At 43.2% G+C, this 26,908-nt stretch carries 25 protein-coding genes and 1 pseudogene; 16 read left to right on the forward strand and 10 right to left on the reverse strand.

The genetic code is table 11. The features are described from left to right. Nucleotides 1-279: 279 nt before the first annotated feature. The 8 genes from ACED42_RS11815 to ACED42_RS11850 all read left to right on the forward strand — a co-directional run bounded on the left by ACED42_RS11815 (nt 280) and on the right by ACED42_RS11850 (nt 11,599). Complete coding sequence (locus ACED42_RS11815; protein ID WP_009847138.1) at nt 280-1,374, forward strand: TRAP transporter substrate-binding protein; 1,095 nt, start codon at nt 280-282, stop codon at nt 1,372-1,374. Between the two features lie 475 nt (nt 1,375-1,849). Further along, entirely contained in the window at nt 1,850-2,422 is a 573-nt protein-coding gene (locus ACED42_RS11820) for a TRAP transporter small permease subunit (protein ID WP_050395127.1), read from the forward strand. Nucleotides 2,423-2,431: 9 nt separating this feature from the next. Beyond that, the gene (locus ACED42_RS11825) at nt 2,432-3,715 is read left to right on the forward strand and encodes a TRAP transporter large permease subunit (protein ID WP_017078694.1); all 1,284 of its coding nucleotides are present in this window, start codon (nt 2,432-2,434) and stop codon (nt 3,713-3,715) included. Nucleotides 3,716-3,819: 104 nt separating this feature from the next. Further along, nucleotides 3,820-5,175 (forward strand): cache domain-containing protein, encoded by a 1,356-nt coding sequence (locus ACED42_RS11830; protein ID WP_371702669.1) that lies wholly within the window; start codon nt 3,820-3,822, stop codon nt 5,173-5,175. After that, nucleotides 5,168-5,806 (forward strand): response regulator transcription factor, encoded by a 639-nt coding sequence (locus ACED42_RS11835; RefSeq protein WP_017110950.1) that lies wholly within the window; start codon nt 5,168-5,170, stop codon nt 5,804-5,806. The genes ACED42_RS11830 and ACED42_RS11835 overlap by 8 nt, the downstream gene beginning before the upstream one ends. A gap of 169 nt (nt 5,807-5,975) precedes the next feature. Continuing rightward, nucleotides 5,976-7,574, forward strand: a complete 1,599-nt coding sequence (locus ACED42_RS11840) for a BCCT family transporter (protein WP_371702671.1) — start codon at nt 5,976-5,978, stop codon at nt 7,572-7,574. Nucleotides 7,575-7,846: 272 nt separating this feature from the next. Next, nucleotides 7,847-9,418 (forward strand): BCCT family transporter, encoded by a 1,572-nt coding sequence (locus ACED42_RS11845; protein ID WP_009847132.1) that lies wholly within the window; start codon nt 7,847-7,849, stop codon nt 9,416-9,418. Between the two features lie 297 nt (nt 9,419-9,715). Next, the gene (locus ACED42_RS11850) at nt 9,716-11,599 is read left to right on the forward strand and encodes a methyl-accepting chemotaxis protein (RefSeq protein WP_017101414.1); all 1,884 of its coding nucleotides are present in this window, start codon (nt 9,716-9,718) and stop codon (nt 11,597-11,599) included. 120 nt (nt 11,600-11,719) lie between these two features. Here the strand turns inward: ACED42_RS11850 and ACED42_RS11855 are convergent, their stop codons facing one another. The 6 genes and pseudogenes from ACED42_RS11855 to ACED42_RS11880 all read right to left on the reverse strand — a co-directional run bounded on the left by ACED42_RS11855 (nt 11,720) and on the right by ACED42_RS11880 (nt 17,116). Next, the gene (locus ACED42_RS11855) at nt 11,720-12,121 is read right to left on the reverse strand and encodes a SufE family protein (protein ID WP_017101413.1); all 402 of its coding nucleotides are present in this window, start codon (nt 12,119-12,121) and stop codon (nt 11,720-11,722) included. A 3-nt stretch (nt 12,122-12,124) separates the two neighbouring features. Further along, on the reverse strand, nt 12,125-13,357 hold the full coding sequence (locus ACED42_RS11860) for a SufS family cysteine desulfurase (protein WP_371702672.1): 1,233 nt from the start codon (nt 13,355-13,357) through the stop codon (nt 12,125-12,127). Next, nucleotides 13,350-14,606 carry a Fe-S cluster assembly protein SufD gene (gene sufD / locus ACED42_RS11865; RefSeq protein WP_371702674.1) on the reverse strand — a complete coding sequence of 419 codons (1,257 nt, stop codon included), beginning with the start codon at nt 14,604-14,606 and terminating at the stop codon, nt 13,350-13,352. The genes ACED42_RS11860 and sufD overlap by 8 nt, the downstream gene beginning before the upstream one ends. Then, nucleotides 14,596-15,268, reverse strand: a pseudogene (locus ACED42_RS11870) (ATP-binding cassette domain-containing protein). The gene sufD and the pseudogene ACED42_RS11870 overlap by 11 nt, the downstream one beginning before the upstream one ends. Nucleotide 15,269: 1 nt before the next feature. Further along, entirely contained in the window at nt 15,270-16,745 is a 1,476-nt protein-coding gene (gene sufB, locus ACED42_RS11875) for a Fe-S cluster assembly protein SufB (protein WP_371702676.1), read from the reverse strand. Between the two features lie 2 nt (nt 16,746-16,747). Next, nucleotides 16,748-17,116, reverse strand: coding sequence for an iron-sulfur cluster assembly accessory protein (locus ACED42_RS11880; RefSeq protein WP_009847125.1), 369 nt, complete (start codon nt 17,114-17,116; stop codon nt 16,748-16,750). A 185-nt stretch (nt 17,117-17,301) separates the two neighbouring features. Between ACED42_RS11880 and nrdH the strand changes: the two genes are divergently transcribed. Genes nrdH through nrdF form a run of 4 tightly spaced genes read left to right on the forward strand, consistent with a single transcriptional unit; the run spans nt 17,302 to nt 21,034 of the window. After that, on the forward strand, nt 17,302-17,523 hold the full coding sequence (gene nrdH / locus ACED42_RS11885; RefSeq protein ID WP_009847124.1) for a glutaredoxin-like protein NrdH: 222 nt from the start codon (nt 17,302-17,304) through the stop codon (nt 17,521-17,523). Then, the gene (gene nrdI, locus ACED42_RS11890) at nt 17,523-17,921 is read left to right on the forward strand and encodes a class Ib ribonucleoside-diphosphate reductase assembly flavoprotein NrdI (RefSeq protein ID WP_086049623.1); all 399 of its coding nucleotides are present in this window, start codon (nt 17,523-17,525) and stop codon (nt 17,919-17,921) included. Before nrdH ends, nrdI begins: the two co-directional genes overlap by 1 nt. Further along, entirely contained in the window at nt 17,914-20,046 is a 2,133-nt protein-coding gene (nrdE, locus tag ACED42_RS11895; RefSeq protein ID WP_371702678.1) for a class 1b ribonucleoside-diphosphate reductase subunit alpha, read from the forward strand. The genes nrdI and nrdE overlap by 8 nt, the downstream gene beginning before the upstream one ends. A 16-nt stretch (nt 20,047-20,062) precedes the next feature. After that, nucleotides 20,063-21,034: a class 1b ribonucleoside-diphosphate reductase subunit beta gene (nrdF, locus tag ACED42_RS11900; RefSeq protein WP_371702680.1), complete on the forward strand. Its 972-nt coding sequence runs from the start codon at nt 20,063-20,065 to the stop codon at nt 21,032-21,034. 94 nt (nt 21,035-21,128) lie between these two features. Here the strand turns inward: nrdF and ACED42_RS11905 are convergent, their stop codons facing one another. Both ACED42_RS11905 and ACED42_RS11910 read right to left on the reverse strand, forming a co-directional pair. Continuing rightward, nucleotides 21,129-21,548: a BLUF domain-containing protein gene (locus ACED42_RS11905; RefSeq protein WP_371702681.1), complete on the reverse strand. Its 420-nt coding sequence runs from the start codon at nt 21,546-21,548 to the stop codon at nt 21,129-21,131. A 212-nt stretch (nt 21,549-21,760) separates the two neighbouring features. After that, on the reverse strand, nt 21,761-21,952 hold the full coding sequence (locus ACED42_RS11910; protein WP_009847119.1) for a hypothetical protein: 192 nt from the start codon (nt 21,950-21,952) through the stop codon (nt 21,761-21,763). 498 nt (nt 21,953-22,450) lie between these two features. Here ACED42_RS11910 and ACED42_RS11915 point away from each other — a divergent pair, with 498 nt between their 5' ends. From ACED42_RS11915 to ACED42_RS11925, 3 genes are all read left to right on the forward strand, one after another. Then, nucleotides 22,451-22,699 carry a TIGR03643 family protein gene (locus ACED42_RS11915; RefSeq protein WP_009847118.1) on the forward strand — a complete coding sequence of 83 codons (249 nt, stop codon included), beginning with the start codon at nt 22,451-22,453 and terminating at the stop codon, nt 22,697-22,699. 67 nt (nt 22,700-22,766) lie between these two features. Then, nucleotides 22,767-23,162 carry a DUF3465 domain-containing protein gene (locus ACED42_RS11920; RefSeq protein WP_029225537.1) on the forward strand — a complete coding sequence of 132 codons (396 nt, stop codon included), beginning with the start codon at nt 22,767-22,769 and terminating at the stop codon, nt 23,160-23,162. Nucleotides 23,163-23,291: 129 nt separating this feature from the next. Then, a complete protein-coding gene (locus ACED42_RS11925; protein WP_371702682.1) occupies nt 23,292-23,582 on the forward strand; it encodes a hypothetical protein in 291 nt (96 codons plus the stop codon). A gap of 57 nt (nt 23,583-23,639) precedes the next feature. Here ACED42_RS11925 and ACED42_RS11930 read toward each other — a convergent pair whose 3' ends face one another. Both ACED42_RS11930 and ACED42_RS11935 read right to left on the reverse strand, forming a co-directional pair. After that, nucleotides 23,640-25,013, reverse strand: a complete 1,374-nt coding sequence (locus ACED42_RS11930) for a cytochrome P450 (RefSeq protein ID WP_371702684.1) — start codon at nt 25,011-25,013, stop codon at nt 23,640-23,642. Nucleotides 25,014-25,190: 177 nt separating this feature from the next. Continuing rightward, a complete protein-coding gene (locus ACED42_RS11935) occupies nt 25,191-26,165 on the reverse strand; it encodes an integron integrase (RefSeq protein WP_371702685.1) in 975 nt (324 codons plus the stop codon). A gap of 264 nt (nt 26,166-26,429) precedes the next feature. On the opposite strand from ACED42_RS11935, the gene ACED42_RS11940 reads away from it, so the two are divergent. Then, the gene (locus ACED42_RS11940) at nt 26,430-26,855 is read left to right on the forward strand and encodes a GNAT family N-acetyltransferase (protein ID WP_371702686.1); all 426 of its coding nucleotides are present in this window, start codon (nt 26,430-26,432) and stop codon (nt 26,853-26,855) included. Nucleotides 26,856-26,908: the final 53 nt, after the last annotated feature.

Raw genomic sequence — 26,908 nt, forward strand, 5'->3', positions numbered from 1 at the left:
CTCACGAAATGGAAATCAATTGTTAATGCAGTTTCACTATAACTACTTAGGTATTTATCAATACTAATTACCCTAATGAATCTCCCAGAGCCTTTAAAATCGACATCGCTAAATTATCTCCTACGTAGTTCTACGTAATCCTTTGGTCTAATACGCAGTTTATGTGAGTCCGTCGTGCGTGCTCTCCCTGATATCTTGTTGCTACATCACGGTGCACTCTTATGTTGAATCATAAAAAATGCTCATAGAAAGAGTGTTAACCCAACAAAGGACGTGAATATGAGTCTCATTTCTAACTCCCTCACACGAGTTTTTAAAAACGTTGCAGTTACTGCAGCGGCTTGTTTAGCTTTGGTCGCTACTGGTGCAACTGCTGCTGATAAGGTTTATCGCTTGAAGCTTGCTGAAACATGGGGACCAAACTTCCCTGTATTCGGTGACGCGACGAAGAACATGGCTGCGATGGCTGAGAAAATGTCGAACGGTCGACTGCAAATCAGAATCGATTCTGCGAACAAGCACAAAGCACCGCTTGGCGTTTTTGACATGGTTAAGTCTGGTCAATACGACATGGGGCACTCAGGCTCTTACTACTGGAAAGGTAAAGTTCCAAACACGCTTTACTTCACTTCTATGCCTTTCGGTATGACGCCAGCTGAACAATATGCGTGGTTCTATCACGGTGGTGGTATGGAGTTGATGGAGCAGGTTTACTCTCCACATAATTTGATGTCGTTCCCAGGTGGTAATACAGATATCCAGATGGGCGGTTGGTTTCAAAAAGAGATCAACAGTGTGGAAGACCTACAAGGTCTGAAAATGCGTATCCCTGGCTTTGCTGGTGAGATTCTAGCGGAGCTAGGCGCTAAACCTACTAATATTGCCCCAGGTGAGCTTTACACGTCTCTAGAGCGTCGCACAATCGATGCACTAGAGTGGGTAGGCCCATCACTTGATCTGCGTATGGGCTTCCACAAGATCGCGCCTTACTACTACACAGGTTGGCATGAGCCGGGTTCAGAGCTTCAATTCCTAGTGAACAAGCGTACATGGAACAAGCTTCCTGAAGACCTACAAGAAATCTTGCGTGTTGCAATGCGTACAGCGGCTTACGACATGTACACACAAGCAACGCACGAAAGTGGAAAGAACTGGGTTTCAATGAAAACAGAATACCCAGACGTACAAGTTAAAGATTTCCCACCAGAGGTTATGTCTGCACTGAAAGAAGCGAACGATCGCCTACTTGCTAAGCACGCTGAGAAAGATGCATTGGCAAAAGAGATTCAAGCTTCACAAGCAAGCTACCTAGAGCAAGTACGTTCATGGACAGATATTTCACATAGAGCTTATTTAAATAGCCAAGCGAAATAATCGACAGTTTTTGAACTGAAGCTAAATGAACCCAAAGCTATTCTTGTTAGGTAACTAAGAGTGACTAAGCGGCGGGTTCATTTTAACCATAATAACTAGGGCGTGTTGACCTTTCGAGCTGATTTTTGCAGCGAGTTGCTGGGTATTTATACAAGGCAGAGGATTTGATGTGTAGCTAGCCTCCATGAGAAGTCGATAACGTAGTAGAAATGGCCAGCAAACGCTGCCCGAAGGGTTCGGCTAAAAGCGTTTTACTCTTTGTTGAGGGGGATTTGCTTAGAATGACTAGGCTACTCCCCCCTCGCCGCGATTAAAACGCTTTTATCTCGAACAAAATTTAACCACGAAAGGTTAACACGCCCTAAGCAGGATAAACCCTGTAATACGCCCAAGAACCCTTTCTACGTCGTGCATCTAGTTAGCGCTACTTGTTTTAGCTGCACTAACTCTAATACGCGATGTCTTTTCAAATTCCATGGAGTCGGGAATGCGAAGTCTAATTTATATTGAACGCCTGTTTAATCGTATCGGTGATGCACTGGGATGGCTTTCCAGTATGTTGTTTATTCTACTTATCGCTAACGTTGTGTATGACGTTGTCATGAGATATGCCTTCAATGATGTCTCAATCGCCTTCCAAGAGATGGAATGGCACCTTTTCTCAGCCGTTTTTCTATTAGGTGTCCCTTATGCCATCAAGGCAGGTGGCCACGTTCGAGTTGATGTGTTCTACGAACAATTGAGCTTTAAAGCGCAAGCCATTATTGACCTGCTAGGCACACTGATCTTTCTGATGCCTTTCTGTTTGCTGGTTGCTTGGTTTGGTATTGATGTTGCCAAAGAGAGTTATAACCTCGGCGAAACCTCAGGTGACCCGGGTGGCCTGCCATATCGATGGATCATCAAAGCCATGATTCCACTGTCATTTTTCTTGATGGCACTCAGCGGAGTCGGTTTGATCCTGCACTCGTTGAACAAGATTTTTAATCCGCACCTTATCCATGCAAATAACACGCATGCAAATAATACTCATACAAAGAATAAGTAGAGGCTGAACATGATTGGAATAGTAATGTTTTTCGTAGCCTTGTTTGCACTTTTACTTGGCTTCCCTGTGGCGTTTACCTTTGGTGGTATCGCGTTAATCTTTGGTGTTTGGGCTGAGGGCATCGAAATGTTCGCCTTCATGCCATATCGAATTCAATCGATCATGGAAAATACGGTGCTGATGGCCGTTCCATTGTTCGTTTTCATGGGGCTTGTTCTACAAAAGACCAAGCTTGCTGAGCAGTTACTTGAGTCAATGGGTCGATTGTTTGGTGGTGTTCGAGGTGGTATTGCTATCTCGACCGTGCTGGTGGGCTCACTACTTGCCGCATCAACGGGTGTAGTGGGTGCTTCAGTAGTGGCAATGGGGCTTATCTCTCTGCCTGTTATGCTCAAGTATAACTACGACAAAGGCTTAGCCTGCGGCACCATCTGTGCTTCTGGCACGTTAGGGCAAATCATTCCGCCATCCATCGTCTTGATTTTATTGGGTGATGTATTGGGTGTACCGGTTGGGGATTTGTTCCAAGCGGCGATTTGGCCGGGCGTCATGCTAGTGGGTGCTTACATTGTTTATATCTTGATATACGCAAAGCTCAACCCTGAATCGGCTCAACCTATTGAGCGTGATGACTCCATTAGCCGTAAGCAAGAAGTGTTTAATGCGCTTAAAGCGATTCTTCCGCCTTTAGCGCTGATCATTGTTGTATTGGGCTCTATCTTTGCTGGTGTAGCAACGCCAACTGAATCGGCAGCGTTAGGTGGTGCAGGTGCATTGGTTCTTGCACTGTTATACGGTCAATTTAGTTGGTCGATGGTGTTTGCTGCGTCGAAAGAGACAGTTAAAGTGACCGCGATGGTTTTTGCTATCCTACTTGGTGCTACGGCATTCTCGATGGCGTTTACTTATACCGGTGGTGATTATCTGGTTGAAGAGTGGATGTTGCAGCTGCCAGGTGAGAAGTGGGGCTTCTTGATCATCACCATGTTGGTTATTTTGATTCTGGGTTTCTTCATCGACTTCGTAGAGATCTGTTTCATCATCGTCCCAATCATTGCGCCAGTGGCTGAATTGATGGGTATCAACATGACTTGGTTTGCTATCCTTATTGCAATGAACCTGCAAACCTCATTCTTAACACCGCCATTTGGTTTCAGTTTGTTCTATTTGAAAGGGGTAGCACCGAAAGGCGTCACCACAAAGGACATCTACCGAGGCGTGATGCCGTTCATTCTGATTCAAATCCTCGTACTTGGATCACTTCTCGCTTTCCCATCTTTCTATGGAATGTGAGTGAAGCCTAGAATGTGAATGATATGTTTCAACGGCTATCTATAAATTGATAAAGTAAAACGGCTTATTGATGTTCAGTAAGCCGTTTTTTGTGAGGGAAAGGAATGCCTCTAAAAGCTAAGCTGATTTTGCTGACGCTACTCCCGTTGCTGCTAGTAACGGCGAGCATTAGTTGGATCTCGTTGCATCAAACTAAGACGTTGGGTGCGAAAGAGATCGAGATCTTCAGAGACAGCTTAATCAAGTCGCGTGAAAACGCCCTCAAAGACACTGTCGATCTCGCATTTGATGCCATCGAACATATCTACAACGATCCCGATATCCAAGAAGCCCAAGCCAAAAGAGAAGTTCGAACCATATTGTCTAAACTTAGGTATGGCTCTGACGGTTACTTCTTTGCGTATGATCGCCACGGAACCAATTTAGTTCATCCAATCCAGCCAGAGTTGATTGGGCAAAACCTACTTCAACTGCAAGATGAAGATGGCGACTTCCTAATCGAAGCGCTGTTGAAGGAAGCGCAAACCGGAGGAGGATTTCACCAATACCTTTGGCAAAAGCCGTCAACCGGAGAAGTGGTGTCTAAGCTGAGCTATGCCGCTTGGCTAGAACGTTGGGATTGGATGATTGGCACGGGTTTATATATTGAAGACGTGCATCAAGAAGTGGCTTCGATGCAGGCCGCGATCAACAAAAATATTGAAACCACGTTCTTTTCCATTGTGGTCATTTTAAGCGTAACCGTGGCGGTGATCATCGTGTTGACCTTAGCCATCAACATGCACGAGCATCGAATCGCGGATAATAATTTGAAAGAGCTCGCCCATAAAACGGTGATGTTTCAAGAAGACGAGAAGAAGCATTTAGCGCGAGAGCTACATGACGGTATTAATCAATTATTAGTATCAAGTCGTTGCCATTTAGAACTGCTTGGTAATAAGTTACAAAATGAAGATCTCAAGGCGCACTTGAATAAGTCTCAGCATTCACTGATGCGAGCGATTGAAGAGGTGAGGCACATCTCCCATCAACTTCGACCAAGTTCACTGGATGATATCGGCTTAGAAGCGGCATTGTCTTCGTTGTTGTTGGATTTTCAGGCGCACTCGAGCATTGAAGTGGAAACCTTGTTTAATACGCAGCCGGGAAAGCTGAAATCAGAAGCCGCAACGACCTTGTATCGAGTCGTGCAAGAATCTTTGAACAACATAGAAAAGCACGCACAAGCGACCAAAGTGACGGTTATCGCGCAGCAAATTGGCAATGTATTGCAACTGCTGATCCAAGACGACGGTGTCGGTTTCAACACTTATAAAGCGATGGAAAAACGAGGGATTGGTCTGCGTAATATGAGAGAGCGAGTGGAGTTCATCGGTGGTGATTTTGAACTGATGAGTGAGATTGGCCTCGGAACGGAAATTACAGTGTTACTGACACTAGAGGGATTAATGAATGAGTGAAGTTATTCGAGTTGTGATCGCTGACGATCACCAAGTGGTACTGGATGGCTTTATGGCGAGATTGGAACTCGAGCCAGATATTTGTGTGATAGGTACCGCCAGTAATGGTTTAGAAGCGGTAGAGGTTGTTAAGTCTTTACGTCCCGATGTGGTGCTAATGGATATTAGCATGCCTATTATGAATGGCATTGATGCAACCCACCTGATTAAAGAAGAAGACCCTGATGCGAAGGTGCTGATGCTGACTATGCATAACAACCGTGAATACATCATGAAGGTGATGCAGTCGGGCGCAGTCGGCTATATGTTGAAAGAGATTTCCGCTGAAAAAATGGTGCAGGCGATCAAAACGGTCAATCAAGGCTCGACCTATTTCTGTGAAAAAGTGACGCAGAATTTGTTTACTCAACCGATTACTCCGACTCAATCTGTCAAGAATCCATTGAGCAGACGTGAAGAAGCGGTGTTGAAATTGGTGGCAAAAGGGGAGAGCAGTAAAGAGATCGCGAAGGGGTTAAATATCAGTTACCGAACGGTAGAAACACACAGACAAAACATTAAGCATAAGCTTGATATTCACTCAACTGCAGAGTTGGCTAAGTATGCTATCAATTTGGGGCTTGTGGACTGATCTTACGCTAAATTACATGAAAAGTGTAATTGAATTACTAACTTTGCCATTTATGCCTACTTTTTGGAGGTTTTTTTAGTATTTTTGCGACAGGTTGATATTCTTCTTTTCGAAATTTAAGCGCCGAATGCAATGTTGCAAACTGTGCGCTACAAATTAGAGAGGAAGCATGGAGCCTGTAAAAGATAGGTATAGTATTGAAAATACCGATTATACAGTAGGACAAGATAACGTTCAGAAATGGGGTTTTGATGTTCATAACCCAGTCTTTGGAATCAGCGCTGGAGCGATTATTCTCTTCCTAGTCGCACTTTTAGTCGCAGACCCTGAAACCGCAAAATCAGCACTTGATGGAATTAAATGGAAAGTCATCGGTAACTTCGATGGTTTCTTCATGTGGGCAGCCAACATCTTTGTTATTTTCTGTTTTGCCCTCATTGTCTCCCCGTATGGCAAGATACGTATTGGTGGCAATGATGCCAAAGCAGAGCACTCCAACCTATCTTGGATGTCGATGTTATTCGCCGCGGGAATGGGTATTGGTTTGATGTTCTGGGGTGTTGCAGAGCCAGTGGCTTACTTCACAGGCTGGTATGAAACGCCACTTGGTGTTGAAGCTTATTCTCCTGAAGCGGCTAAGTTGGCGCTCGGCGCAACTATCTACAACTGGGGTCTTCACGGCTGGGCTATTTACGCCGTTGTTGCTCTAGCCCTCGCTTTTTTCACCTTCAATAAAGGCTTACCGCTTTCAATCCGTTCTATTTTCTACCCTATCTTAGGCGACAGAACTTGGGGTTGGTTTGGTCATATCGTTGATATCGTGGCTGTACTTGCAACGCTTTTTGGCCTTGCAACATCACTTGGCTTAGGCGCACAACAAGCTACCAGTGGTATTAACCATGTGTTTGGTACCGATGGTGGTATTGGCATGCAGCTGATTGTTATCGCAGTGGTCACTTTCTTAGCAACAATGTCAGTGGTTCGCGGGATTAACGGCGGTGTAAAGGTTCTAAGTAACGTCAACATGTTGGTTGCTTTGGGCTTGCTAATCTTTGTAACCATCGCTGGTGGCATGGCGGGTATTAAAGCCATTCCAACGGCATTGATGGGCTATATCGAAAACTTTATTCCTTTAAGTAATCCTCATGGTCGTGATGATGAAACTTGGATGCAGGGCTGGACGGTATTCTACTGGGCTTGGTGGATGTCTTGGTCACCATTCGTTGGTATGTTTATCGCTCGTATCTCTAAAGGTCGTACAATTCGTGAATTTATCGTTGCAGTCTTATTTATCCCGACGTCTGTCATTATCATTTGGATGGCTATTTTCGGTGGTATTGCGATTGACCAGGTGGCGAATAAAGTGGGTGAGATTGGTATAAATGGTCTGCAAGATATTACACTTTCTCTATTCCACACTTATGATGCGTTACCAATGAGCTCAGTGCTTTCAGTGGTATCGATTGGTTTGATTATGGTGTTCTTCATCACTTCATCAGACTCAGGTTCATTGGTTATTGATAGCATTACTTCTGGCGGAAAAGTCGATGCACCTGTTCCACAGCGTGTATTTTGGGCATTGATGGGCGGCGCGATTGCGGCGGTTCTACTGTGGGTTGGTGGTACTGAATCTATTCAGGCATTACAAGCTGGAACAGTCTCAATGGCACTACCATTTGCCTTCATATTATTGCTTATGTGCCTAAGTTTGTTTCTTGGTTTACGTACAGAGAATCAATTGGTTAAGCAGCAAAGTGCTTTGAGCTAAAAGTATTTTTTCAAATAGAGGCCGACTTAGTCGGCCTTTTTTTCGCCGTAAACATAAGTGATTATCTATATTTTGTTTGAAAATCCATCGAACTGATTCTAGTTTACTGAAAACAATAAGTTAACCTGCTAAACTTCAGACATCCAAGTATTTGAATTATTGTGACAACAGCTTGTACTACTTGGATCGTATGTTCGAGTTTGTGATTCAGTCACAGGAAAGTAAGGGATATGAGGTCAACAGACCTTATAAGTATTCCGTAGAGAGGAATAATGACTAAAGGTATAGATAAATACAGTATCGACAGTACGGATTACACTGTTGGTCAAGATAACGTCCAAAAATGGGGTTTTGACGTTCATAACCCAGTGTTTGGTATCAGTGCGGGACTCATCACTTTGTTCTTGATCGGTGTGCTGCTTACAGATACCGCTTCAGCAAAGTCAGCATTGGATGGTGTTAAATGGCAAATTATCAATTCATTTGATTGGTTGTTCATTTGGTCCGGTAATATTTTCGTTATTTTTTGCTTGGGCTTGATTGTTTCTCCGTTTGGTAAAATCCGCCTTGGTGGTGTTGATGCAACGGCAGATTACTCATTCATGTCTTGGTTATCGATGCTGTTTGCTGCAGGTATGGGTATTGGCTTGATGTTCTGGAGTGTCGCAGAACCTGCGGCTTACTACACAGGTTGGTATGAAACGCCACTTGGCGTAGAGGCAAATACACCAGAAGCTGCAAAACTAGCACTCGGTGCAACCATGTATCACTGGGGGCTTCACCCTTGGGCTATTTATGGTGTTGTGGCGCTTTCACTGGCTTTCTTCTCTTACAACAAGGGATTACCGCTTTCAATTCGTTCTATCTTCTACCCAATTTTAGGTGATAGAGCGTGGGGCTGGGCTGGTCACATCGTTGATATTCTTGCTGTACTTGCAACCCTGTTTGGTTTGGCGACATCGCTTGGCCTTGGTGCGCAGCAAGCCGCAAGTGGTATTCAGCATGTATTCGGCATTGAGGCAGGCTTAGGGTTACAAGTCATTGTTATTACCGTAGTAACTTTGCTAGCGGTCGTATCCGTACTTCGTGGTATTGATGGTGGCGTTAAAGTTATCAGTAACATCAACATGTTGGTTGCTTTCCTACTGCTTATCCTAGTAGCTCTAATCGGCTACGCAGTGACTCTAGGTTCAATCCCTACAACATTGATGGCATACATCGAGAACATCATTCCGTTGAGCAACCCTCACGGTCGTGAAGATGAAGCTTGGTTACATGGTTGGACTGTATTCTACTGGGCCTGGTGGATCTCATGGTCTCCATTTGTCGGTATGTTTATCGCGCGTGTTTCTAAAGGTCGTACTGTTCGTGAGTTCATTACAGCGGTACTGATTGTTCCAACGACAGTGACTATCATTTGGATGTCAGTGTTCGGTGGTATGGCAATTGATCAAATCGTGAATAAGGTTGGTACCCTAGGTCAAAATGGCTTAACTGATGTATCACTGGCAATGTTCCAAATGTTTGATGTATTGCCGTTTGGTACTCTGCTTTCAATCATTGCGGTTGTATTGGTTCTCGTATTCTTTATTACATCGTCTGACTCGGGCTCTTTAGTCATCGACAGTATTACCGCTGGTGGTAAAGTTGATACGCCAGTGCCTCAACGCGTATTCTGGGCGTTCCTTGAAGGTGCGATTGCAGTAGCTCTATTGTGGGTTGGCGGTACTGAAGCCGTTCAAGCTCTGCAAGCGGGTGCAATCTCAACAGCATTGCCATTCACCATCATTCTATTGTTGATGTGTGTGAGCCTACTAATGGGTATGCGAACAGAGAAAAGATAGACTACCTACTATTCGATTTTTCATCTTTTTGATGTCGAATACAAAGTAAAACAAAAGGCAGAAGAGGAAACTCTCCTGCCTTTTTTTATCCATTTTACAGCCTGTAAAACTGTATATATCGTAGAAATCGTCGTTGAAATGGCGCCTTGAATTTGGCGAAAAGCCAAGTAATTGGCGAAAGCTAAGTTTTTGGTTTTATTGCAAATATAATGTGATGTAAAACTGTGAAATAGCTCGAATCGTTTGCTTAAATTGGGTAGTATTCGCTAGATTATCCACTACTCGTGAAACTTTGACATGAAACTAACACTTAAGCAGAAGTTAATAGGTGCTAGCCTATCTGCTGTTGTCGTTATGGCAACAGCGTTAACTTGGTTATCAGCAAACCAATTATTTGAACAGACTCGTAACGGCGTATACCTGCGAGCTGAAAGCGTATCAGAAGCAGCATCTGAAGGTATTAAAAACTGGATTGATATCCGCACCGATATCGCATCAGCATTTAATGACTTTTCACGAGAGGATGATGTTGTTCCTTTCCTTAAGCAAGCTCGTGTAGCGGGTGGCTTTGACGATATCTTTTTAGGTACTCCAGAAGGCGGAATGTACCGTTCACATCCTGAACGTAATCGCGCCGGTTACGATCCTCGTCAACGCCCTTGGTACCAGGAAGCAAACGCAGCCGGTAAGCAAATTATTACAACCGCTTATCAAGATGCGATTACCCAAGCGCTTCTAGTTACGATTGCTGAACCTGTTCGTCATAACGGTAAGCTTGTTGGTGTTGTTGGTGCGGATGTACTTATTGATCAACTAGTCAACGATGTTATCAGCTTAGATGTTGGTGACAACGCTTACGCAATGCTCATTGATGCCTCTGACGGCACATTCCTAGCACACCCAGACTCAGCACTGAGCCTTAAGCCTGTAAGCCAGCTTTCAAACGACATTTCTATGCCTATCATCGAAAACGCAGTGCGTACGGGTAGCATCGAGATCATCAAAGAGCGCGGTGCTGAGAAGCTTCTTTACTTCACTAATGTGCCTAATACGAACTGGATTTTTGCAGTTCAGATGGACAAAGCAACAGAAGAAGCGAATCACTCAACACTACTTACTCAGTTGATCACAACGGCGGTCATTATTACGTTAATCGTAATCGTATTAGTGTCCTGGTTAGTGAGCTTCCTATTCCGTGATTTGAACCGTGTTTCAGCGGCACTTGAAGAAATTGCTTCAGGTGAGGGCGACCTTACACAACGTCTTGAGCCTAAGAGCGATGACGAAATTGGTAAGCTTGCTGAAAACTTCAACCGTTTTGTAGGCAACATGCACACCATGGTGATCAAGCTAAGCGAAGTATCTGCTGCGCTAGGTAACCAAGCACGTCAAACGGCTTCTCAAGCTGAAGAGCGTAGTGCTCGCATTCAGATGCAACAAGACGAAATCAATATGGTAGCAACAGCCGTGAACGAAATGGCTGCAGCAACACAAGAGATTGCGGGTAATGCTGATCAAACTGCACAGAATTCATCTGAAGCTGTTGGCGCGTGTGAGCACGGTACGGGTCAAGTTACACAGACTCAAAGCTCAATCCAAAACCTTGCACAAGAAGTTCAAGTTGCAACGAACGTGATTCTTGAGCTTGAAGAGCACGGCAATAGCATCAACGCTATCTTGTCCAATATCCAAGGCATTGCTGAACAAACTAACTTACTTGCACTTAACGCAGCGATTGAAGCTGCCCGTGCTGGCGAACAAGGTCGCGGTTTTGCGGTTGTTGCTGATGAAGTGAGAGTTTTGAGCCAACGTACACACGGTTCAACTCAAGAAATTCAACAAACGATTGAATTACTGCAAGGTACAACGGGCAAAGCGGTAAGTATCATGAACGATAGCCGAACGCTTGCTGAAACCAGTGTTGATGACTCAAACTCAGCGGCCGCTAGCTTAACGCAAATTCATGCTGCTGTTGAACGTATCAGTGATATGGCGACTCAAATCGCTTCTGCTGCAGAAGAGCAAGCGTCAGTAACGTCTGAGATTACTCGTAACACTGAAGGAATCCGTGACGTATCTAACGAGCTAGCAGGTGAAGCGCACCAAGCTGCAGAACAAGCTGCTCAGCTTTCTGAACTGTCTAATGAACTAGAAAATGAAATCAGCCGTTTTAAGCTGTAATTATAGATAGATAGATAGATAGATAGAAGCCCCAACTTAGGTTGGGGCTTTTTTATGTTCGCTTTTTAGAAGAAGCAAAATGTCGTGATCTAATCATGCTGGGCTATTGTTTATTGAAGGTTAAACAGCCCGAGCGTGACACCGAATATGTTTTATTATGGCCTCTAAGCCTTGACTCCGACTGGCGCTAAGCTGAGATTTTAGGTCTAGCTGGCGGAACCAGTCTTTAATATCGAATTCTAGAACGCTCGCGGGTTGTTGGTTGTTATAGGCGATCAACACCAACGCCAGCAAACCTTTAACTAATGAAGAATCGCTGGTCGCTTGTATCGACATTTTATTCTGTTGACCGATGGAAAGATCTAGCCATACATTACTTTGGCAGCCTGCGATAAGATGTGTTTTATTCATCTTTGTCACAGGGAAGGGCTCTAATCGGTCCCCCAATTCTATCAAATACATATAACGTTCTTCCCAGTCAGCGCATCGCTCGAAGTTTTTCTGGAGCTTTTCAGGGGACATAAGCTACCTTAACAGTTGGTGGATTCGTTTTAGTGACTGGCACAAGGCATCTATGTCTTTGGGCCTTGTGTACATGCCAATCGATGCGCGACACAGCGAGTTCTGACCGAGTCGTTTTATAAGGGGCATTGCGCAGAGATGTCCGGTACGAATCGCAATACCATATCTATCTAAGAATGAACCCACATCAAAAGAGTGTTGGTTTTTCATATTAAAGGCCAAAACGCCGGTGCGGTTATCATCGTCGCCATAGAGCTCTATTGCTGGTACCTGTCTAATGCTCTCCACCAAATAATTCATTATATTTTTTTCATAGCCAGAGATCTCTTTGAAGCCGATAGCTTCAATGTAGTCTAGAGCGGCGCCTAAACCTAAAATGCCGGCAATATTCGGAGTACCTGCTTCGAACTTCCATGGCGCTTGGCCAAACGAGGTTCCCAAAGGCAGGGTCACTTGATCGATCATGGCTCCGCCGCCTTCCCATGGCACCATGTTGTCGAGATGTGTTTTTTTTGCATAAAGCACGCCGATGCCTGTCGGGCCATACAGTTTGTGCCCAGAGAAGGCGTAGAAATCACAATCGAGGTCCGTCACATTGACTTCATCGTGCATGACAGCTTGAGCACCGTCGACTAACACGGGGACTTTTGCTTTATGTGCAGCTTTGACTATCGTTTTTATTGGGTTTACGCGGCCTAGAACATTCGATACGTGGCTAATCGCCAGCAGCTTTGTCTTTGTATTCATTAACGAGACAAGGTCGTTGAGATTCAAATAGCCATTTTTTGCCATTGGCCAAACACGAATGTTGACATTATAAATTTCAGAAAGCATCTGCCAAGGAACAAGGTTGGCGTGATGCTCCATCTCCGTCACGATGATTTCGTCACCCGCTTTTAACCTAGGGCGCAAATAGCTATTCGCAACGAGATTGATGGCCTCTGTCGTCCCTTTGGTAAAAACAATAGTTTCTCTGGATTTAGCTGAAATGAACTGAGCAAGTTTTTCTCTCACTTGTTCCATTTCTTCGGTTGCTTTAGAGCTTAGGTAATGGACACCGCGATGAACACTCGCATAATCATGTTGATAAAACTGAGTCATGCGGTCGATAACGACTTGAGGGGTTTGGGCCGTTGCAGCACTGTCTAAATAGACCAAAGGCTTGTCGTAAACTTGAGTTCTTAGAGCTGGGAAGTCATTAAACCAAGGGCTTGTATTTTCGCTCGAATCAATCATTTGGACATCCTTTATTGAGTGACGCATTGATTTTATCTATCGCAGATTGTCTTAGGGCGGGGTGTTTAACTCTCTCGGTAACGCCAATGACAAACGCAGAGGTAATCATGTGCTCGGCTCGTTCTTTTGGGATACCTCTAGAGCGTAAGTAGTTGATTTGGTTTGGGTCGATTTGCCCTGTTGTTGCACCATGGCTGCATTTGACATCATCGGCATAAATCTCTAATTGAGGTTTAGAGTTTACTTGGGCGTCATCGCCTAGAATCAGACTGTGGGTGTCCATTTGCCCGTCTGTTTTTTGCGCAGCAGGGTCAACATAGATCATGCCGTCGAAAACAGACTTAGATTGGTTTCGAGCGATGGTTTTATGATTTTGTTCACTTTGACAGTGAGGAGAGTTGTGCTTTAAATAGGTGCGAGTATCAAAAACGGCTTCACCTTGAGGTAGGGAAATACTGTCCATAGCAACAAAACCTTGTTCGCCAGTCAGTTCTGAACTTACTTGATGTCGTATCAATTGGCCGGAGTAGAGCAAGCAACAAGAGTAGGCGCTAGCATGCGCATTAACTATCAAATCGTTGTGACCGAAGTGATGTTGGTTTAAGGACTCTTCGACAATTTTAGTGTGATGGTAGTGAGCACCACAACCAACGTGTTGTGTTAAGCGAGATAATGTTACGCCTCCACCACTACCTTGTGAAACATGGTGTTCGATGACGGTGACTTCCGCATGATCTGCGACTTCAATATGACTTCTGTAGCTTGATACATCACCTTGTTTTTCGGAATTGATATGCAGAAGATAAATAGGTTTCGATATCTGCGTGTTAGCTTCGACTTCGATTGATATGCCACTTGAAGCGGTAGCATCAGTAATATAGGTAAAAGCGTCTGGCTTGATTGAACGAGATAGCTCATCGATCTCAATTGGAGAGAGTGCACCGATGGGAGTCACTCGAACTTTTGGAATCCAGTCGGAGTATCGAGCTAAAAAGAAGCCGTCGACGAAGACTAATCGATAAGCATCAATGTCTAAACTGAATTTGTTGTATGGCGTGTTAGCTGTCGACTGTTGTGGTGCGCTGCTTAGCTCTAGTTCGTTTAATCGGTCAAGAGACGTGTATTTCCAGTCCTCATGTTGAGGGGACGGTTGCTCGACTCCAAGCAATTTAGACCATTGCTTTTTTTGCCACTCATGCGGTCGAACAAGGGTTTCAAATGAATCAAGCAATGAATGTTTATTGTTCATCAATGATCCACCCATAGCCTTTCTCTTCTAATTCTTGAGCTAACGTGTGGTCACCAGATTTTACAATCTTTCCTTGGTACAACACGTGCACGAAATCTGGTTTGATGTAATTGAGGATACGTTGATAGTGCGTGACTAAAATGAAAGCTCGTTGTTCATTCTGTAGCGCGTTTACACCTTCAGAGACGGCTTTAAGGGCATCAATATCTAGACCTGAGTCAGTCTCGTCTAGTATACAAAGATCAGGTGAGAGCACCGCCATTTGTAGAATGTCATTGCGCTTTTTCTTCCAATAGATCTTCAAAGTCAAAACGATCGATCGGTTCTAAGCCTCGATATTCACGAACCTCGTTGAGAGCTGTATTTAGAAAGAGTTTGTTACTGACACCTGGAATTTCGACAGGGTACTGAAAGGCTAAAAATACCCCTTCACCGGCTCTTTCTTCTGGATCTAGCTCTGTAAGATCTTGACCTTTGAAAACAATCTCACCACTGACGACCTCGTAATCATCCTTGCCTGCCAGTGTGGCGGATAGGGTACTTTTTCCTGACCCATTAGGCCCCATAATTGCGTGAACTTCACCAGGTTTAACGGTTAGGTTGATACCTTTTAGGATAGTATTTTCTTCAACGCTGACATGTAAATTTTTAATTTCTAACATTTTATCCCACACTATGCTCGAGGCTGATTGATAGAAGTTTCTGCGCTTCAACAGCGAATTCGAGTGGTAATTCTGAAAATACGTCTTTACAAAAACCATTGACGATCATGGATATGGCGTTGTCTTCACTGATCCCTCTTTGGGTGCAGTAAAACAGTTGATCTTGGCCAATTCGAGAGGTCGTCGCTTCGTGTTCAACGTGAGCAGACGGGTTTTTGACTTCGATATAAGGAAAAGTGTGAGCCCCACATTCAGCGCCGATTAACATTGAATCGCACTGAGTGAAGTTTCTCGCACCTTCTGCGTTAGGGGTGACCTTAACCAGTCCTCGGTAACTGTTCTGGCTTTTGCCTGCTGAAATCCCTTTTGAAATGATGGTAGAGCGAGAGTGTTTTCCTATATGAACCATCTTAGTGCCGGTATCGGCTTGTTGAACGCCATTCGTTAAAGCGACGGAGAAAAACTCACCTACAGAGTAATCGCCTTTGAGAATCACGCTTGGGTACTTCCACGTTATCGCAGAACCTGTTTCTGATTGAGTCCAAGACATTTTGCTGTACTCGCCTTCGCAAACCGCACGTTTGGTTACGAAGTTGAGTATGCCGCCTTGTGATTCCTCTGCTCCTGAGAACCAGTTTTGCACAGTGGAATATTTAACTTCAGCACGCTTGTGAATGATGACTTCTACGACGGCGGCGTGAAGCTGATAGGTATCTCTCATCGGGGCAGAGCAACCTTCAATGTAGCTGACGTATGAGTCCTCATCAGCCACTAAAATTGTTCTTTCAAACTGGCCTGTTTTTGCTTGGTTTATTCGAAAGTAGGTAGAGAGTTCTCTTGGGCATCTCACACCTTTAGGGATGTAAACAAAAGTGCCGTCAGAGGCAACAGAGGCATTCAAAGCTGCAAAGAAGTTATCTTCAGGTGGAACAACGGTGCCTAAGTATTGTTGCACAAGTTCAGGGTATTCTTGGATAGCTTCGCTGAATGAACAGAAGATGATCCCGAGTTCTTTCAGTTCGTTTTGATAGGTAGTGGTGACGGAAACTGAATCGAAGATTGCATCGACAGCAATTTCTGAACCTTCTCTAACTGGAATCCCCAGTGTTTCAAAGGCTGTCTCGACTTCTTCGGTTAAAAATTCATTCGAGCCATCATCACTATCTTTATCACAACTATCTTTGTCGCAGCTAGAACAACTTGGCGCGGAGTAGTAACTGTAATCTTGGTAATTTAGGTCTGGATAATCGGCTTTTAACCAATGCGGTTCCTTCATCGTTCGCCATTTACGGAATGCTTTGAGACGAAACTCCAACATCCATTCGGGTTCGTTACGTTTTGCGGAGATTGCTCGAACGACTTGTTCGTTGATTCCCTTCGACAAAGTATCTGAAGATAACTCAGTGTAGAAACCTTCACGATAGTGACTGCTCTGCAGTAACTCTGTAACTTCAGGCTGCGTTTCTAATGCGCACATGGTTAAACTCCAAAACTCTCGCCACATCCACAAAGGTTCTTCACTTTGGGATTATTGTATACAAAATTACTGTTTAAACCCTGACGCACAAAGTCGATCTCTGTGCCATCGATCATAGGTAGGGCTTTGAGTGCAATATAGAAAATGACGTCATGTGATTCGTACTTGATGTCGTCATCGGATGGCGAATCGATCAGCGCCACTTCATATGCAAACCCCGTACAGCCAGAGGACTTAACCGTGAGGTGGAAGTGCTTTTGCCCATGTGATAACTGGGAAATTCTGTTTGCGGCACTTTCACTTAACGTGACGCCTTGCCACTCCATATCATGTATGGATATGTCATTAGAACCGGAACTCGAAATACTCACCTTACTGCTCCATATTTGACTGGTGACAATAGATGATATTGATTATCATTTGCATATCAACCATGTATTGTCTATGGTCTTTAAGTCGAGGATCAATATGTTGACAAAACATAAATCCCAAATACTATATGTGCCAATATACATTGGTAATGATTATCATTAAGATTTAATTGAGGTTGTATAATATGGATGTCATCGTTTATTCCAAGCCACAGTGTGTGCAATGCACAGCAACGGTTAAGGCGTTACAGAGCAAAGGTATTGAGCATACAGTTGTTGATTTAACGTGCGACGAAATCGCAATGGAAAGAGTTCAATCAATGGGTTATCGACAAGCTCCCGTGGTTGTGGCCAATGACCGCCACTGGTCTGGTTTTAGACCTGACATGATCAGCGCGTTGGGTTAATGATTGTTTATTACTCTAGCGCTTCGGGGAATACGAAGCGGTTTGTCGAACAGCTAGGATTACCTGCGATCAGGCTTCCTACTGAGGCCAATGGAAGGACGCTAGAGATTGAGCAACCATTTGTACTCATATGCCCGACTTATGCCGATGGTGAGGGGCGAGGAGCTGTGCCTAACTCCGTTATAAGTCTATTGAATAACCCGAATAATCGAGCATTGATTAAAGGTGTGATTGCATCGGGAAATCGAAACTTTGGAGCTCTTTTTGCTCGCGGAGGTGCCATTGTCGCTGAAAAATGCAATGTGCCGCTGTTGTACCGTTTCGAACTATCTGGAACCCAGAGCGATATTGATATCGTGACAAATGGGTTAGAACAATTTTGGAAACATCATGGATAACCACTTTGAGAACGAGTCCCTTGACTACCATGCTTTAAACGCAATGTTGAATCTACTTGATGAACAAGGGACGATTCAGTTTGTGGCAGACAAGCAAGCGACTCGACAGTTTTTCTTACAACACGTTAATCAAAATACCGTTTTCTTTCATAATTTAGACGAGAAGATCGACTATTTGCTTAGAGAGGGATATTACGAGGCTCAAGTTATTGAGCAATATGATCGTAGTTTTCTTCATCAAATCTGGGCAAATGCCTATCAAGCCAAATTTCGATTCCGAACGTTCTTAGGTGCTTATAAGTTTTTTACTTCCTATGCACTGAAAACTCGTGATGGTAAGCGATATTTAGAAAGGTTCGAAGACCGAGTGGTTATGACTGCACTGTTACTGGCTCGTGGTGACTGTGAATTTGCACTGGCACTAATGGAAGAAATCATTCATCAGCGCTTTCAACCGGCTACGCCCACTTTTATTAACTCCGGCAAAAAGAGCCGTGGTGAATTGATCTCCTGCTTTTTGTTGAGAATTGAAGACAATATGGAGAGCATCGGTCGTGCGATTAACTCATCGTTGCAACTCTCACGTCGTGGCGGTGGTGTAGCTTTACTTCTGACGAACTTAAGAGAGCAAGGTGCGCCCATTAAGGGGATCTTAAATCAAAGTTCAGGTGTCGTCCCTGTGATGAAATTGCTTGAAGACAGTTTCTCGTATGCAAACCAATTGGGGTCTAGGCAAGGCGCGGGTGCTGTCTATCTCAATGTTCACCATCCAGACATCATGCAATTTCTTGATACAAAAAGAGAAAATGCAGATGAAAAAATCAGAATTAAGACCTTGAGCCTTGGTGTTGTCATTCCCGATATTACTCTGGAATTAGCCAAGCAAAACAAAGATATGTACTTGTTTTCTCCTCATGATGTTGAGCGAGTGTATGGCGTACCTTTCTCTGAAATTAGCGTGACGGAGAAGTACCATGAAATGGTGGACGACCCGAGGATCCGCAAAGGGAAAATGAGTGCAAGAGGCCTTTTCCAAACGCTTGCCGAGATCCAATTTGAGTCGGGCTATCCATACATTATGTTCGAAGATACGGTTAACCAGGCTAACCCCATTCAGGGGCGTGTAAATATGTCTAACTTGTGTTCGGAAATATTGCAGGTCAACGAGGCGTCAAATTATGATGATGACTTGAACTATAGTCATGTCGGGCGAGATATTTCGTGCAATTTAGGCTCGATCAATATTGCTAAAGCCTTGGATGGAGGTCGACTATCTCAAACCGTTGATACCGCAATTCGAGCATTAAATGCAGTGTCAGAGATGAGCGCAATCAACAGTGTTCCTTCGATAAGAAAGGGCAACGATGAAAGTCATGCTATTGGTTTAGGTCAGATGAACTTGCATGGTTTTTTGGCTCGAGAACGCATTCACTATGATTCACCAGAGGCCATTGATTTCACCAGCAGTTATTTTGCCTGTGTTTTATATCACTGTCTCGTGGCTTCCAATAAGTTGGCACAAGAGAAAAAGAGTACGTTCAAAGGGTTCGAAGATTCTAGTTACAGTGATGGGTCTTTCTTCGACAAATATTTGCAGCAGGATTTCTCGCCAAAATTGGACGTGGTCCAAGATCTCTTTAGCCGTTTAGATATACGAATACCCACAGTGTCTGAGTGGAGCGAATTGAAACAACTCGTCATGAGCTCAGGGCTATACAACCGATACTTACAGGCCATTCCTCCTACAGGCTCAATTAGCTATATCAACGACTCTACCGCTTCTATTCATCCCGTTACCGCTAAAGTGGAGATAAGAAAAGAGGGTAAAATTGGGCGAGTTTACTTCCCTGCGCCGTATTTGAATAACTCCAATTTAGAGTACTTCCGTGATGCCTTTTCCATAGGCCCTAAGGCAATAATCGATGTCTATGCGGCGGCCACTGAACATGTTGATCAAGGCCTTTCATTAACTTTGTTTTTTGACGATGAGGTAACGACGAGAGATATCAACAAAGCTCAGATCTACGCATGGAAAAAGAAAATTAAAACGCTTTACTACATCCGAATGCGACAGAAAGCATTAGAAGGTACTCAAGTCGAAGGGTGCGTGTCGTGCTCACTGTAATAAAGGGATAAACGCAATGAAAAAGATGGAATCCGGACCCGTTCAAGCGATTAACTGGAATCGTATGATTGATGGCAAAGATCTAGAGATTTGGAATCGCCTGACGGTTAATTTTTGGCTGCCTGAAAAGGTACCTTTATCCAATGATATTCAAACATGGAAGCAACTAACTGAAGAAGAGCAAACGCTAACGATTAGAGTTTTTACCGGTTTAACGTTACTCGACACGATTCAGAATACGGTGGGTGCGCCAGCCTTGATGGAAGATGCGAGAACACCTCATGAAGAAGCGGTATTAACCAACATCGCGTTTATGGAAGCCGTTCATGCTCGTAGCTACTCTTCTGTATTCTCAACTTTGTGTACTACGCCGCAAATTGATGAAGCGTTTCGCTGGGCTGAAGAGAACCCTCTGTTACAGAAAAAAGCACAGATTATCCTCGATGATTATTTGGCTGAAGGCGACCCGCTAAAGAAAAAAGTGGCCAGTGTTTTTCTAGAGAGTTTCTTATTCTATTCTGGGTTTTATCTACCCATGCATTGGTCGAGTCGGGCAAAACTGACCAATACAGCGGATTTGATCCGTCTGATTATTCGTGATGAGGCGATTCATGGTTACTACATTGGATATAAATTCCAACTTGCTTACCAATCTCTTAATGAGGAAGAACAGGCGAGAGTTAAGGATGAAGCTTATTCATTAATGTTCTCTCTTTATGAAATCGAAACACAATATACCGAATCGCTTTATGATCCTGTTGGCTTAACTGAAGATGTTAAGCACTTCCTACATTATAACGCTAACAAAGCGTTGATGAATCTCGGGTTTGAAGCATTGTTCCCGGATGAGTTATGTCAGGTTAACCCTGCTATCATGGCCGCCCTGTCGCCCAATGCTGACGAAAATCATGACTTCTTTTCTGGTTCAGGATCTTCTTATGTCATAGGTAAAGCTGTCGCGACCGAAGACGATGACTGGGATTTTTGAACGAATAGCCCGAGTATGAACTCGGGCTTGAAAGAGGATGACTTACCCTTGAATCGACATCATCGTTTTTAAGGCTTGCCGTTTGAAAGTTAGGTCACTCAGACGGCAAATTTTGCTTTAACTCTAAAAGCATTTTATAAGCACTTTCGCCAGACATTTCGTATGGGTTAAATTGATCCGAAGTCGAAAATTGTAAGTTCAACAGTTCAGTCAAATTAGACTGCGGAATGTCTCCCATCGACCAATCTCCAAACTCTCGACAATTAACTTCCTTAAAATACAGTATGGTCACTCTCTCGTGCCGCTTATCGTTTAGGATGTGATTGTAGGTATGGTTTACCGCCTCCCTAGAACCTTCAATGCATTGAAGAAAGTACTTTTGATTATGACTGAGAAGCCCTGTTAGATGGCTCTGCCGATTGTGGTCTCGTGAGATAGTGAGTATTTCATCCAGTGCTTTGGAATCACAACATTCGGAAAGTGTGCTGACATAAATTAACCGAGTTAGGAACATAGGCATCATTTCGAATTTTTGTTCAAAGGGTATTAATAAATATAAGCCAAGCTCATGGAATTGCGAGTTATTGGCTTAATTGTCACTCGGGGGCTTTCGGAAGAGAAGAGGATGGTGATGAAGTAGCAAAGGACAGCTAGCAAGATGCGCTAAAATGAGCCGAATGTTGTTCATTCAATCATTCTAGCGACCTACTTGCATCGAGTCTCTCGTTAGTCGTTAAGAACCGAAATTGATTCGACGTTGGAAGATGCATCGAATCGAACATTGACCAATACGCTTTCACGTTCGAAAGTCACATCATCAAAATCAGTGGCTGCGATCTTAAATCCATTCCTTGCGAATAAACTGGTCACTGTTGTTCGTTGTTTCTGTTCCATGGCGCTTGTCAGTAGTTCGTTCATTGTGATCTCCATTAAGTAACCGTGTGCATAGTGTAAGCGTACAGGGTCTACGTTATGAGTTCAATTGCTTAATCAATAAGCTGTGTTGATGAGTTCAATTGAATGATTTTGGCATTCCAAAATGTGATGAATAAGAGGGTGGGTGGTCGTATTACCTATGATAAGTATGGTGTAATGTGACCACCGTTCAGTATACTTTTGGGTAGGGATTTATTTAAAAAAATTCAATGTAATAAGTGGTTACAAATCGAACTAGTGTGGTTTGTGGTTTTACGTTTTTTCGAAATTACTTTGTATTGGTTCAGGTTATTGCGATGTCGCATCTTCGGCATCCTGTTTTAATCTTTAGCCATAAACGGACTTGATGACTTGATGGATTAGTAATTCTGCCGTTGCTTTTTGGATGTTGGGGTTTTTCAATTTAAGCGATAAGTCTTTGATCTAATGAGCAAGAAGGAACGTATTTCTGTTCATTTAATTGAAGATGAGTAGGCAAAGATGTTATCTAAAGAGACTGAATCAAGAATTATTGAAATGGCGTGGGAAGACAGAACGCCGTTTGAAGCAATAGAACTGCAATTTGGTTTAAATGAATCAGAGGTGATTCGCTTGATGCGCAGTCGTTTGAAGCTTGGCAGTTTCAAGTTGTGGCGTACTCGCGTTTCTGGTCGCTCCACCAAGCACGTAAAACTTCGTAGCTCAGATGTATCTAGAGGTTATTGCCCTACTCAGTATAAGCATCGTTAAATTGATACTTACGTAGATTTGTAGTCTCAATGGATATCCCTGTATGGAAAAGAAAGGAATAAAAGGAATGAAAAAGTTTATTACTCTATTTTTGGTATTGCTCTGCTTTGGTGTCAGCCATGTTCAGGCCAATGATGCGCGACTGAAGCAAGCTTACCAAAATCACAAAAGTGATGTTCAAGTACGTGGGTCGGGTTTAGTTTCACGATTACTTCCAGACGATAATAAAGGCTCTCGACATCAGAAGTTTATCTTAAGGCTCGACAGCGGACAAACTTTGCTGGTGGCACATAATATTGATTTAGCTCCTCGTATTCAGGGATTGAGAAAGGGCGATAGAGTTGAATTTTATGGGGAGTATGAATGGAACAAGAAAGGTGGCGTGATGCACTGGACCCACAAAGATCCTCGGAATCACCATGCTCATGGCTGGCTAAAGCATAATGGGAAAATATACGAGTAGACGCACTTGGCATGGCATCTCTGCCATTAAAGAGTATCTATAGAGTGTTAGAGATAGGCGGTGGAAAGCATGTCTCTCACTGGGTTTTGTTGTAACTTGTTTTTTTGTAATTTAATAATTTGAGGCTTTATGATTGAAGTGAATTATTTAGTTCAAGTCGCTAGTATTCCTGATGATCTCATTGAAGCATCACAGAAAGCGGGTTCAGACTTGTATATGACCTACAAGCTTTATCAGCTGCTTGTACAGTCTAATCTTTTGTGGCGAGTTTGGTATATCGATGAATTTGGCAAAATTTGGCTTGAAGTCAATTTGGTTAATGATGCGGGTGACCCAGAATTTCACACGATAGCTTTAGATCAAGGTACTTATCTGAAAATAGACACGGAATGCTATGAAGTGTTGGATGAGTTGAAATAGACGAAAAGAGCCGATAGTTCGGCTTTATCATTGGCTCTCGATACGTCTATTTGTAAGCTAGCTTCGCTTGGTTATTTTTACATTAAACCCAACGGGAGACATCGTGAACGCAAACTGTTCAACCACAGTTTCAGGGGCTTGTTGTGGCTCAATGCTGAATTCATTAAACAATGTATGAAAGGCGAGTTTAATTTCCATCATGGCCAATGAGCGTCCAGGGCATAGCCTTGCTCCTCCACCAAACGGCTGAAGGTTAGAGAACGAAGCGCCATCTTTTTCTACCCAACGATTCGGGTTAAACGTTGTTGGATCTTCAAATAAATCAGGGTCAAAACCATTCGCGTGTAGCATTACAAAAACAGGTGTGCCTTTTTTTACTTCGATGTCACCAATCTGAGTGTCTCGTGTGGGTTCCAAATAAAGTTGTGGTGCTACCGGCTTTAATCGCATGGCTTCATACATCACCGCTGTCATATAAGGTGTTCGAGGAAGCGGCCATTCTAAGACTTTTCTCTTCCCTAGGGCGTCAAGTTCATCTTGTAAGGCCAACTCACTACTGCGATTGCTGCTGACTAAGAATGCCATCCATGCCAGTGTATTCGCTGTGGTATCTTCACCTGCTAATAGAAGGGTAATAGCATTTGCAACAATATCTTGGTCAGTTAATGAGGAATCTTGTTCTTGTTCCAATAACATGATTTGCAGCATGTTCTCTGGTGAGTCTTTAAGGGCTGGTTCGTGAACCAGACGAGCGCGTTGTTTTTCAATACACCCATAAACGAAATGCCCTATGTCTTCCAAACTGGTATCAAACAGCTTGTCTTTTTTCGTTTTGAAAAAACGCCACAATGGAATTGGAGAACTACAGCGTTGATTTATTACCGGAAATACGTTTTGTAAGCTTTTACTTAGTGGCACAGTTGTTTGTTCTATAGAGTTAAAGTCTTCCCCGAACGCTAGCAGAGATGTTACATCAACCGTGTATTTTTTAAACTCTGCTACGAGTTCGACCACTTCTCCTGATTCCGCTAGCATTTCAAGGTGCTTTCCCAAACGCTCCGTAATCACACTTAGCTGAGGGTGAAAATTTTTCAGATGACCCGGCTGAAACATAGGTTCTGTTAATTTTCGTTGATGCTTCCAACGTTCCTCTTCAGCAGAGAATACGCCATTAAGACCGACTTCATCAAAGACACTCTCGATATTCTTTAGGCGGCGAAACTCCTCAGGTCGAGACTTTAGCACGGACTTGATTTGAGCTGCATCAGACAATACAAGTACATCTTTCATGCCTAGTTTTAAACGAAAATGAGCACCGTATTCTTTAATCCAACACAACATTTGCTGATGAACATTGGGCTGTTTTAAATAGCTCACATGTCCTAAAACACCAGAAGTGGGTGGCATTGGTAGTTGCTCAATTCGCTTCATTTTCATTTCCTTATGTATATCATTGATGGCGCGTAACAATACTGAAGTTACGGCTAGAGCGATAAGTAAAAGTCAGCATCTAATTTAGCAAGTTTCATGGTTTGGTAAGTAAAGGTATGTAAGTGAGTGGTTAACCGCTAAGTTTACGAAACCTCGGAACCGGAGATTCCCCGACAATTACTTAACGAATATTTTTGATAGTGGACTAATTACGCCGTTGGCTCCTCTATCTATGATGTGAGTATATATTTGCGTTGTTTTTAGAACGGTATGTCCAAGCTGTTCTTGAACTGTTCTAATATCAGCACCGCTTTGAAGAAGGTGCGTCGCAAATGAATGCCTTAAAGTGTGGCAGGAAATATTTTTCTCAATGTCGGCTTTTTGGCTAGCGACCTTAATGTGTTTTTGTAGTGCTGTTGGATGAATATGATGCCTACGTAATTCACCTGTTCGCAAATCGGGTGCCAGACGAGCAGAAGGAAAAAGAAATTGCCAATTTAAGCTTCTTTCTGCACTCGGGTATTTTTTAGCTAGAGAGTCGGGCAGGTATACGCCAGAAAAAGCTTTATCATGTATATCTTGCTGATAGTATTCTGCGGATTTCTGTTGTTGTAGCTTGATTGAAGGGAAAAGCTCGGGGGCTATTGTCACTATACGGTTCTTTCCTCCTTTTCCTTGCCACACTCGCACTGATTTGTAGTCATAGTCGATGTCTTGCATTCGTAAGCGTAGACACTCCATCAACCGTAGGCCTGACCCATACATTAATTGGTAAGGTAATTTGAAGTTAGGTGAGCAGTGGTTAAAGAACCTGCCAATTTCTTCTGGCGTCATAACCGTTGGCAACTTTCGGGATTTGTCTGAACGGCGAAACTGCATATCAAGTTCAATGGGTTCCTGGATGATTTCTTTGTATAAAAAGACTATCGCATTGAGGGCTAGGCTCTGCGTTTTCTGTGCTGACTTCCTATCAACAACTAAGTGCGTCAGGAAGTCTTCTACATGCCTCGACGTCAAATTTCTGGGATGCTTTTTATTATGATAAAGAATGTACTGGTGAATCCAATAAATGTACGCCTGTGTAGTACGAAGAGCATAGTGTCTCCCCAACATATACTCTTGTATATAGGCTAGAAATGGTGATTTTTGCATTTTAATTTTAACTGGTTATATGTACATGAATTGCAGTTTGGCACATCAATTCATGCTATATAGAAAAAGTCTGTGTTTTGGGATGCAGGCAGATGCTCGTAGTGCTTAAGTTGCTGTTAGTTTTCATAAAAACGGGGTATGGTTAACTTCATCAAGATACTAGATAGAAAAATTCTATATTTAAATGCAGAATTTTTCTGTCTAAGAGCTGTTATGCGCTTATGATGTCATGAGTTTGTTTATCAAAAAATTAGAAGTATTCGTATGAAAAAAGAGATAGCAGAACAAATATCAAATTTATTAAATGAAGAGAATCAATTAGTTGTTAATTATACAGCGAATAAGATTTTAGAATCGAAAGAAAATTACATTTACGAAGAGGAAAATGGTGTAGTAAAAGGATTTCTTGAATGTAAGAAAGTTCAATGGTATCAAACTGAGGTCTGTCATTTAACGGTAAAAAAGGACTTTCGCGGAAAAGGCCTGAGTACATTACTTATTAATAAAGCTTTAGATCATTCGGTTACAAATTTAAATGCGAGAATTATTCAGTGTACTATTCGTGAGGGAAATGAAGCAAGTGAAGGTGCATTTAATAAAGCAGAATTTGCAAAAGTTGCTTCATTTTATTATCCAATAAGTGGTAATAATGTTGGAGTATGGCAAAAAGTTGTCAGTCTACGCGCATAATCGGGTAGCCGGAGGTATTTACCCTCCAGCCCCCACACCACCCTGCATGCGGA

It is taken from the genome of Vibrio sp. FF145 (assembly GCF_041439075.1).
Lineage (GTDB): Bacteria > Pseudomonadota > Gammaproteobacteria > Enterobacterales > Vibrionaceae > Vibrio > Vibrio tasmaniensis_A.

Coding starts and splice junctions, on each gene's coding strand:
- ACED42_RS11920 (WP_029225537.1), top strand. CDS start 22,767: ATGAAAAAGTTTATTACTCTATTTTTGGTATTGCTCTGCTTTGGTGTC.
- ACED42_RS11845 (WP_009847132.1), top strand. CDS start 7,847: ATGACTAAAGGTATAGATAAATACAGTATCGACAGTACGGATTACACT.
- ACED42_RS11940 (WP_371702686.1), top strand. CDS start 26,430: ATGAAAAAAGAGATAGCAGAACAAATATCAAATTTATTAAATGAAGAG.
- nrdF (WP_371702680.1), top strand. CDS start 20,063: ATGAAAAAGATGGAATCCGGACCCGTTCAAGCGATTAACTGGAATCGT.
- ACED42_RS11850 (WP_017101414.1), top strand. CDS start 9,716: ATGAAACTAACACTTAAGCAGAAGTTAATAGGTGCTAGCCTATCTGCT.
- ACED42_RS11910 (WP_009847119.1), bottom strand. CDS start 21,952: ATGAACGAACTACTGACAAGCGCCATGGAACAGAAACAACGAACAACA.
- ACED42_RS11905 (WP_371702681.1), bottom strand. CDS start 21,548: ATGTTCCTAACTCGGTTAATTTATGTCAGCACACTTTCCGAATGTTGT.
- ACED42_RS11860 (WP_371702672.1), bottom strand. CDS start 13,357: ATGATTGATTCGAGCGAAAATACAAGCCCTTGGTTTAATGACTTCCCA.
- ACED42_RS11815 (WP_009847138.1), top strand. CDS start 280: ATGAGTCTCATTTCTAACTCCCTCACACGAGTTTTTAAAAACGTTGCA.
- ACED42_RS11825 (WP_017078694.1), top strand. CDS start 2,432: ATGATTGGAATAGTAATGTTTTTCGTAGCCTTGTTTGCACTTTTACTT.
- sufD (WP_371702674.1), bottom strand. CDS start 14,606: ATGAACAATAAACATTCATTGCTTGATTCATTTGAAACCCTTGTTCGA.
- ACED42_RS11820 (WP_050395127.1), top strand. CDS start 1,850: ATGGAGTCGGGAATGCGAAGTCTAATTTATATTGAACGCCTGTTTAAT.
- sufB (WP_371702676.1), bottom strand. CDS start 16,745: ATGTGCGCATTAGAAACGCAGCCTGAAGTTACAGAGTTACTGCAGAGC.
- ACED42_RS11935 (WP_371702685.1), bottom strand. CDS start 26,165: ATGCAAAAATCACCATTTCTAGCCTATATACAAGAGTATATGTTGGGG.
- ACED42_RS11830 (WP_371702669.1), top strand. CDS start 3,820: ATGCCTCTAAAAGCTAAGCTGATTTTGCTGACGCTACTCCCGTTGCTG.
- nrdI (WP_086049623.1), top strand. CDS start 17,523: ATGATTGTTTATTACTCTAGCGCTTCGGGGAATACGAAGCGGTTTGTC.
- ACED42_RS11915 (WP_009847118.1), top strand. CDS start 22,451: ATGTTATCTAAAGAGACTGAATCAAGAATTATTGAAATGGCGTGGGAA.
- ACED42_RS11855 (WP_017101413.1), bottom strand. CDS start 12,121: ATGTCCCCTGAAAAGCTCCAGAAAAACTTCGAGCGATGCGCTGACTGG.
- ACED42_RS11930 (WP_371702684.1), bottom strand. CDS start 25,013: ATGAAGCGAATTGAGCAACTACCAATGCCACCCACTTCTGGTGTTTTA.
- ACED42_RS11840 (WP_371702671.1), top strand. CDS start 5,976: ATGGAGCCTGTAAAAGATAGGTATAGTATTGAAAATACCGATTATACA.
- ACED42_RS11925 (WP_371702682.1), top strand. CDS start 23,292: ATGATTGAAGTGAATTATTTAGTTCAAGTCGCTAGTATTCCTGATGAT.
- nrdE (WP_371702678.1), top strand. CDS start 17,914: ATGGATAACCACTTTGAGAACGAGTCCCTTGACTACCATGCTTTAAAC.
- nrdH (WP_009847124.1), top strand. CDS start 17,302: ATGGATGTCATCGTTTATTCCAAGCCACAGTGTGTGCAATGCACAGCA.
- ACED42_RS11835 (WP_017110950.1), top strand. CDS start 5,168: ATGAGTGAAGTTATTCGAGTTGTGATCGCTGACGATCACCAAGTGGTA.